The 506-nt window shown below is 43.9% G+C and carries 1 protein-coding gene; it reads right to left on the bottom strand.

The window, feature by feature from the left end; translation table 11 throughout:
* The coding region (locus tag R8N47_RS28620) for a hypothetical protein (protein ID WP_318186535.1) at positions 1-392 on the bottom strand (392 nt) is incomplete at its 3' end.
* Positions 393-506 lie beyond the last annotated feature (114 nt).

The following is a 506-nucleotide window of genomic DNA, read 5'->3' as shown; positions in this document are numbered from 1 at the left end:
CGATAAAGAGTAATTCGCTGCGGTTCTTCGACGCCTTGATACCAGACTTCGATGGTTTCTGGTGTGCCTAACTTATCTTTAAGAGTGTCGTATTGCTGCGCAGATAACTCCGTACCTTCGAGCGCTTGCCAGCGAGCAATAAGTTCAGATAGAGGGAGAGGAACATCTGCATTCGCATGCCATCGCCCATCGCGAAACTCCAATTCAAGACTATTGGAATAAATAGCGCTAACCGAATGATCAGTTCGAAGTAAATGCGGATAAGGATCAACATTCTCTGACAACAAGTACGTTTTGATCCACATCGGCGCATTTAAGATCACGATAAACGCGATAATGCCCAATATTAGAATATTGTTCCAACGGCGACGGCGAGTCGGACTAATACGCATAACGGTTCCTACTATCTTAGTTCTAGTGACAAACTAACAAAGGTTACAGGAATTGACTAGAGCATCAGCATGTAAACATGGTGAAGGTGGATTTGAAGGAATAGTGAGGATTTC

Source organism: Vibrio sp. 2132-1, from assembly GCF_033344315.1.
Note: the sequence above shows the minus strand (reverse complement) of the source record. Positions and strands in the feature narration are given on the sequence as shown.